We start from the raw sequence: 245 nt of genomic DNA on the forward strand, positions 1-245 counted from the left end.
TGATCCGAAGATCAGTGCGACTCTAGAAAGGAGGTGATCCAGCCGCACCTTCCGATACGGCTACCTTGTTACGACTTCACCCCAGTCACGAATCCTACCGTGGTAAGCGCCCTCCTTGCGGTTAAGCTACCTACTTCTGGTAAAACCCGCTCCCATGGTGTGACGGGCGGTGTGTACAAGACCCGGGAACGTATTCACCGCGACATGCTGATCCGCGATTACTAGCGATTCCAACTTCATGCAGT

General features: G+C 54.3%; 1 rRNA gene. It reads right to left on the reverse strand.

From position 1 onward, the window contains the following. Positions 1–26 precede the first annotated feature (26 nt). Positions 27–245, reverse strand: a 16S ribosomal RNA gene (locus tag H3H36_RS26560); the annotation flags it as partial.

This window comes from Rugamonas fusca, assembly GCF_014042365.1.
Lineage (GTDB): Bacteria > Pseudomonadota > Gammaproteobacteria > Burkholderiales > Burkholderiaceae_D > Rugamonas > Rugamonas fusca.